The organism is Pseudomonas sp. (assembly GCF_035277045.1).
GTDB lineage: Bacteria > Pseudomonadota > Gammaproteobacteria > Pseudomonadales > Pseudomonadaceae > Aquipseudomonas.
This window is the reverse complement of the sequence record NZ_DATELE010000259.1, coordinates 1-6,587: the sequence shown is the minus strand read 5'-3', so window position 1 is coordinate 6,587 and position 6,587 is coordinate 1. Positions and strand designations below refer to the sequence as shown.

Here is a 6,587-nt window from a genome sequence, read left to right as displayed (position 1 = left end):
CCGTCGTCGAGCCCCCAGTGGATCCACTCCTCCAGCAGGACACGGCCACTGCCCAGGTCCGCGTATTTGGGTTCGAAGGCGAGGTTGTAGTCATACACCCGGCCGCGCTCGACCAGGCCCAGCCGGTAACTGATGCAGCGCCCTTCAAGCTCCAGCAGCACGAAGTAGAGCAGGCCCTCGGCGGCCAACGCCTCAAAGGCCTGGTACATCCATTGCTCGCGCTGCTCGCCCGAGAAAATGCCGACGTCGTCATCGCCTTTCCAGCTGGCGGCTTCGACGGCGCTTACCGCGTCCAGCAGCGAGCGGACGTTTTGCGGGGTGGCCTGCACGCGGCGGATCAACGCGCCGCAGTTGGCGATGCGCTTGCGCGCGCGGCGCAGCTTGTAACGGGGGTCGCCGCTGACCTCCTGGCGGTCATGGTCGCTGATGCGGTGGACCGGCACCTTGCAGGTCAGTCGCTGTTCGTGGGTGGAGCTGTGGTGCGCCCAGCTCGCCAGCCAGCCGCCCGCATCGCACTCCTGCTGGGGCACTTCGCTGAGCTGCAGCACCGCATGCGGCAGTTGCTTGCGGATGGCATGCAGGACCAGGTCGGCGTCGGTGTCGGGAAGGTCGATCAGCAGCGCGATGCGGTCGCTCAGCGGATAGCCCAGATGGCGCACCACCGGCAGGCGCAAGGGCCCGAAGGCCTCACGCTGGCGCACCAGCGGCAGGCACAGGCACAGCCGGCCCTGCTCGCGCCCCAGCAGGACCTGCAGGCGCTGTCCGGGAAGCAGCGTTTCCTCGGCGGCGCGCAGCCAGCCAAGATGGTTGAAGGGCGTACTGCCTGCCACGCGGCGACGCAGTTGCTCGTACTCGGTGGCCGGGAAATCGTCGGCCAGCAGCGAATCACACCAGGTCAGTTTCAGGCTCATGGCTCAGGACACCGTGGCTGTGGATGCTTTGGGTTCGGTCTTGCGCAGGGCTTCAAGTCGCGAGCCGCTGTAGCGCGTCTCGCGGAAAAACTTCCAACGACCAAAAAGGCAATAAACATTCATGATTCGTCCTTGCTCCTTGTAGCCGGTGCGCACGTGCAGCTTGAGCGCCGGGATGTTGTGGTTCTCGCAGACATCGACAACTTTCACGCAGCCCTGGGCGGCCATGAGCTTCCAGAGCGCCAACTGCATGTCGACCGCCAGTTGGGTACCCCAATAGCGACGGGCGACTTCGCCGGCGAACTCGAAAAACTCGCCTGGCCCCACGGGAAACCAGCACCCGTAGTAGTGCCGGTCGTGGTAGTGGCGGGTGCTGCCCCAGATGAACGCCACCACATCGCCGGCATCATCAAGGAACATCACCCCGGTGTAGCCCTCCGCGGCCAGCTCGCGCATGGTCTCGACCCGATCACCAAAATGCCGGGCAAACGCCTGGACGTTGTTCACCGTGATCTTCACCGTGCGCAGGGCCGGATATGGCCTGAGTCGATTTGGTTCCACCGGGGTGACCAAATCACGTTCCAGCCACAGCAATTCCCAATGGTAGAAGACAAATCGGCGGAAGCCAGCCCTCAGCGTGTCACGCAATCCTTTGCGTTTGATGCGGTCCTGTATCTTGCCCAATACACTCATGGTGCCTCCCGTCTATGGCAGGTCGCGGCGCGTCTCATGACGCGCTCCAGGTCAGAGCAAAGAGTGTCTGCCCCGGCAGTTGAAAACGGATCTGTCCTTGCTCGCAGGTATACTCACCGCGCCGCGACTGGTTGTCCGGGCCGAACAGCTCGAGCTGCCCGGCAGGGCAGCTGTCCAGGACCAGGCTCACTTGCTGCACACGTTCAGCCTTGTTGACCCCCAGCAGGCTGCGCTGGGCACCACCGACCATGGCCAGGGCGTCGACTTCGAAGGCGTCGTTGTCCAGGGCCACCACCTCGTCCAGCCAGTGGCGCTGGATGAACTGCTGGGCCAGGCCCACCGGCTTGAGCTCGAAGGTGTCCGTGCCTTTCATGCGGATCATGCCCTTGGGCCATTCGGGCTCGTCGGCCACATGGAACCAGTTGAGCATGTCGAGCAGGCCGTCGCTGGAGGCGTTGATCACCACCGAGGCCCACCAGAGCCCGGCGTAGTGGGTGTTCTGGTCGTAAGGACTCAGGCTCGAGCCGCTGGACATGTTGGTCTGGTCGAGCAGCAGCGCCTTACGTGGGCGGCCTTGGGCGTCAAGGCCGACCAGGGCCGCGGCCTGGCGCACGCTGTCGCGGTAGCTGCGGGTGGCCAGCAGGTCACGCACCATCCATTCGTGCCATGCCAGGGCGTCGATATCGGCGTCATGCTCCTGGAGCAGCTGGCGGGCCCAGTCGATGCCGCGCAGGGACTTGCTGTTTTCCTTGAACGGGCCGTTGACCAGGCGCGAGGACGCCGGCATGGCGATGCGCACGCCGGCTTCCCGGGCGCCGGGATAGGCCTGCACGCGGGCGGTCATGGCCTTGAAGAAATCACGATAGGTCGCGTAGTCGGGGTAGTTGAGGTTGGGCTCGTCGGCGAACGCCAGGTAATGCAAGGCCTTGCCTTGCAGTGCCCGGGTGCCGGCCAGCCAGGCGTCCAGGCCGTCTTGGGTGGTGCTGTCATCGGCGAGGTCGGCGCGCCGGCCGGTGGCGGCCAGCAGGGTGATGTCCTGGCGGATGGCGAAGCGGTCCTGGTAGAGCAGGCGCCAGGCGTCCTCGTAGCCGGGCTTGCGTTCGAGCACGTCCATCAGGCTGTAGTAGCCCGCCGCGCGTGGCGCCAGGGCGTCGAGGGCGGCATAGGTCGAGGGTGGCGGCAGTACGTAGGGCAGTGCCACGCCAAGGTCTGGCGTGCGGCCCAGTACCTGGGTCCCGGGCCTGAGGGTTACCTGGCCGATGGCACTGGCCAGCGGGCCAAGCTGGTCGGCGCGCTGGGCGAACAGGTTGGCGGTGCCATCGAGCCAGAAGGCGGCCTTGCCACTGCCTTGCAGGCGCAGGCGCCAGGTTTCGTCGTTGGCACTGGCCGGCAGAGCCAGCTGATCGAACTGGAAGTAGCCCAGGTAGTGCGCCAACGGCAGCTCCAGCCGGCGGCCGTCGCTCAGGCGCTCGACCTGCAGGCCATCCACGCCCTCATGGTACTTGCCCCCCAGCACCGCCTGCTCACCGGCGGCCACGCGAAAATACAGCTCTACCCCCGCCTCGGTTTCGGTGCTGAAGTGCACCTTGGCCGGGGCGAACAACGACCGGGTCGTATCGCTGTGGCTGACCGTGTAGTGGCGGAAGCTGTAGCCAGGGATCTCCAGGCGGTAGGGGGTAGTGCTCGGCTCCAGGGGCCACTGCTGTTCGCCGCTGGTTTCGCTGGCGGCGATGGCGCGGTCGGCTTGCAGGTGGCCGCGGCCGTCGAGCAGGAACAGGTGCTCGGCGTTGGCGTCGGCCTGCCAGGCAGGTTGCCACTGGATGCGCAGGGTGTCTTGCTGGCTGGGCACCAGGTACAGGCTGCCGTCTCGGATATCGCCCCATTCCAGGCTGGCGGCGTGAGTCGTCGAGGCCAAGGGCGTGAACAGGGTAGCGATCAATAGCAGGCGTTTCATGCTGGCCTCCGTTGCAGCATTTGGCGCAGCGGGATGAGGTCGCTGGGCAGGATGATGAGGGTGTGCAGCAGCGGGACGCCGCTGAGCCGGCAGTACAGGACGAGCATGGCGATGGTCACCGCCAGGTAGGCAACGGACGAGGCCGCGGCGGCACCGACGATGCCCCACCGAGGGATCAGCACGAGATTGAGCACCAGGCTCAGCAGCGCCGCGCCGCCCATCATCAGTGACACCGTGCCGGGGCGGTTCTTGCCCAGCAGGTCCAGGCGCAGGATGCTCGCGTAGCACAGCCCAAGCAGGCCTGGCAGCAGGGCCAGCAGGGCGACGTAGGCAGGCTGGTACTCGGCGCCGAACAGCGTGACGATCAGCCATTCACCGATCAGCGCCATCGACAGGCAGGCCCCGAGCATCACCGTCGCGGTCAGGCGCAGGGCCAGCGGGGTGATCTTGTCCATGCCGGCGTCCTGTTGCAGCAGGCGTTTCATCAACGGGGTGGTCACCGCCTCCGGCACGATCAGCAGCAGCTCGGCCGCGGCGCTGGCCATTGCGTAGTGACCCAAGGCGGTACTGCCGAGCATCGCCCCGATGAACAGGTAGTCCGAGCGCAGGATCAGTTGCTGGAACAGCAGGTCGGGATGGCTCTTGGCGCTGTAGCTCAGCAGCTCGCGCTGGCCGCTGCGGTCCCAGCACAGGCCGATCGGGTGCTGCCGGCGCAGCCACCAGAGGCCCAGTACCACCACCAGGGCAATACCGGCCAGCCAGCTGATCAGCGCCGCCTCCAGCGCCTGTTCGCGCCACATCCAGTACAGCCCGAGAAACAGCAGCAGCGGCGCCAGCGATTCGGCCAGGCGCAGTGCATTGAAGGCACCGACCCCGCCGCTGGCATTGTGCAGGGTCAGCAGGCCGCTCTTGAGCACGGTCATCGGCACGGCCAGCAACAGCAGCCAGGCCAGCACGCCCAGTTGCAGGGTGATCTCGAGCTGGGCACCGAACTCGCGCATCAGGAACACACAGATCAGCGTCAGCAGCAGCGCCAGCGCGCAGCCGTAGACCAGCACCTGGGTCAGCAGCAGGCCCATCGGGCGCTGCTTGGCGGCCTGAAACCCAACGGCGGTGTTGAGGCCGCCGCTGGTCGCGGCGCTGATCAGGTCGGGCAAGGTGCTGAGCAAGGCGAACAGACCGCGTTCGCTAGGGCCGAGGATGCGCGCCAGCAGCACGTTGCGCAGCAGGCGCAGGGTGATCATCGCAAGCTTGGTGCCCATGCTCAGCACCAGGTGGCGCCGGTAACTGCTGCTCATGCCCGGCCTCCACGGCTGATCCGCCAGGCCAGTAGCGAGGGACGGCTGGCATTGCGCTGGCTTACGCCGATGCGCGGCAAGGCCAAGGGGTCGTCCTGGCCCTGGCAGATCCCGGCGCGGGTGCTCAGGGCGTACGGGTAGCGGTGTGCGGCCAGGCGCGCGCGCACCCGGTCGTCATGGTCGCCGTTGGGGTAGCAGTACACCGGCAGGGGCTGGCGGCAGCCTTGCTCGAGCGCCTGGTGGCTGCGCCGCAGCTCATCGTCCAGGCGCTGGTCGTCAAGGCCCGGCAGCAGCGCGTGGCTGGCGCCGTGTGGGCCGAAGCTGATCAGGCCGGAGTCCTCCAGCTCGCGTACCTGCTGCCAGTCCAGGGCCTGGGGCAGCGATTCGGCAGGGCAGTTGTCGGTGAGCATGTGCAGGGCCTGCGGGCTCAGGGTCTTGAGGCTCTGCAGGTAGTGCGCCAGCGCCAGGCTGCAATCGGCGGGCTGTTGGTTCATGAAGTAGGCCGCCGGCAGCGGCCGGCCGATCTTGCGCAGCTGTTCGATCAGGTGGTGACGCGCCGCTTCGCCATGGGTGCCCCACAGCGTCTCGCCCAGGCTTTCCCACCAGAACCGCTGGCGGCTGCCGATGAAGTCGGTGGACAGGAAGATGCTCGCGGGCACCTTGTGCCGCTGCAGCAGCGGAAAGGCGTTGACGGCGTTGTCACGCCAGCCGTCGTCGAACGTCAGGGCCACCTTGGGCCGGTCGCTGCCCCGCGGCTTTTCATGGGCCTTGAGCAGGTCCATCAGGCTGACGCAGTCAAAGTGGCGCGGCAGCCAGCGCAGCAGGCCTTCGAAGGCTTTCGGGCCGATGCACAGCTCGTTGCGGTGGGGCAGGGCGGCGCTGGCGTCATCGGCCAGCACCCGGTGCAGCATGAGGATCACCCCGGCCCCGCGCAGTTGCGATCGTCCCTTGGGGGACTTGAAATACAACCAACCGCTGGCCTGCTTGATACGTGTCTTGATCGGCATATCCATCGCTCATCGGTTCTGGTCAGGGTTCCACTGTCTGTAGCTGTGCCCGCGCAGGAATTGCCACAGGCCGACGCTCATGCCAGCCAGGGTGACCAGGAGAAAGGCCGCCAGCCGGAACGGCTTGGGCAGGCGGTGGCGGGCGTCGAGAAGGCCGACGATGGCCGCGCTGTAGCCCAGAAGCTGCGCGGCCAGGGTCAGCTGGTAGAAACCGGGTTGGGCGGCCAGCCAGAGGTTGGCCAGCAACAGCGGGAGCAACAGCACCGGCGCCAGCCGGCGGATCAGCTTGTGGCTGATCAGCGCGATGGCGTACAAGCCGTGGTCCAGCGGGTTGAGCAGTTCGCGCCGCGCCGCCAGGCTGAGCAGGCCGCCGACGGTGACCCGCTGGCGACGGCGAAACTGTTTGTTGGCCTCGTCCACGCCCTGGTCGAGCACCACCGCCTCGGGCACGTAGACGATCCGCTGGCCGGCGGCCGGCGCGCAGGTGCTTATATAGAAGTCATCGTTGACCTGCGCCGGGATCGGCTGGAACAGCGAGCGGCGCAGGGCAAGCAGCGCGCCGTCGGCGGAAACCATGCAGCCGGTGCGGTTCTCGACCTTGCGCAGCCAGGCCTCGTAATGACGGTACAGGCTGTCGCCCAGGCTCAGGCCCTTGCCCGGATTTGGAATGATCATGTGCCCGGCGGTGCCGCCGACGTCCGGATCGCCCAACGGCGCCAGAAGC

The 6,587-nt window shown here is 67.0% G+C and carries 5 protein-coding genes and 1 pseudogene; all 6 read right to left on the bottom strand.

The annotated features are described in order from the left end of the window. On the bottom strand, nucleotides 1-911 hold a 911-nt coding region (locus VJS90_RS14425), incomplete at its 3' end, for a GNAT family N-acetyltransferase (protein ID WP_324122322.1). Nucleotides 912-914: 3 nt separating this feature from the next. Beyond that, nucleotides 915-1,604 (bottom strand): N-acetyltransferase, encoded by a 690-nt coding sequence (locus VJS90_RS14420; protein WP_324122321.1) that lies wholly within the window; start codon nucleotides 1,602-1,604, stop codon nucleotides 915-917. 34 nt (nucleotides 1,605-1,638) lie between these two features. Next, nucleotides 1,639-3,558, bottom strand: a complete 1,920-nt coding sequence (locus VJS90_RS14415) for a hypothetical protein (protein ID WP_324122320.1) — start codon at nucleotides 3,556-3,558, stop codon at nucleotides 1,639-1,641. Next, entirely contained in the window at nucleotides 3,555-4,856 is a 1,302-nt protein-coding gene (locus tag VJS90_RS14410; protein ID WP_324122319.1) for a lipopolysaccharide biosynthesis protein, read from the bottom strand. Before VJS90_RS14410 ends, VJS90_RS14415 begins: the two co-directional genes overlap by 4 nt. Beyond that, nucleotides 4,853-5,863 (bottom strand): polysaccharide deacetylase family protein, encoded by a 1,011-nt coding sequence (locus VJS90_RS14405; protein WP_324122318.1) that lies wholly within the window; start codon nucleotides 5,861-5,863, stop codon nucleotides 4,853-4,855. Before VJS90_RS14405 ends, VJS90_RS14410 begins: the two co-directional genes overlap by 4 nt. Nucleotides 5,864-5,872: 9 nt before the next feature. Then, nucleotides 5,873-6,587, bottom strand: a pseudogene (locus tag VJS90_RS14400) (glycosyltransferase family 2 protein); the annotation flags it as partial.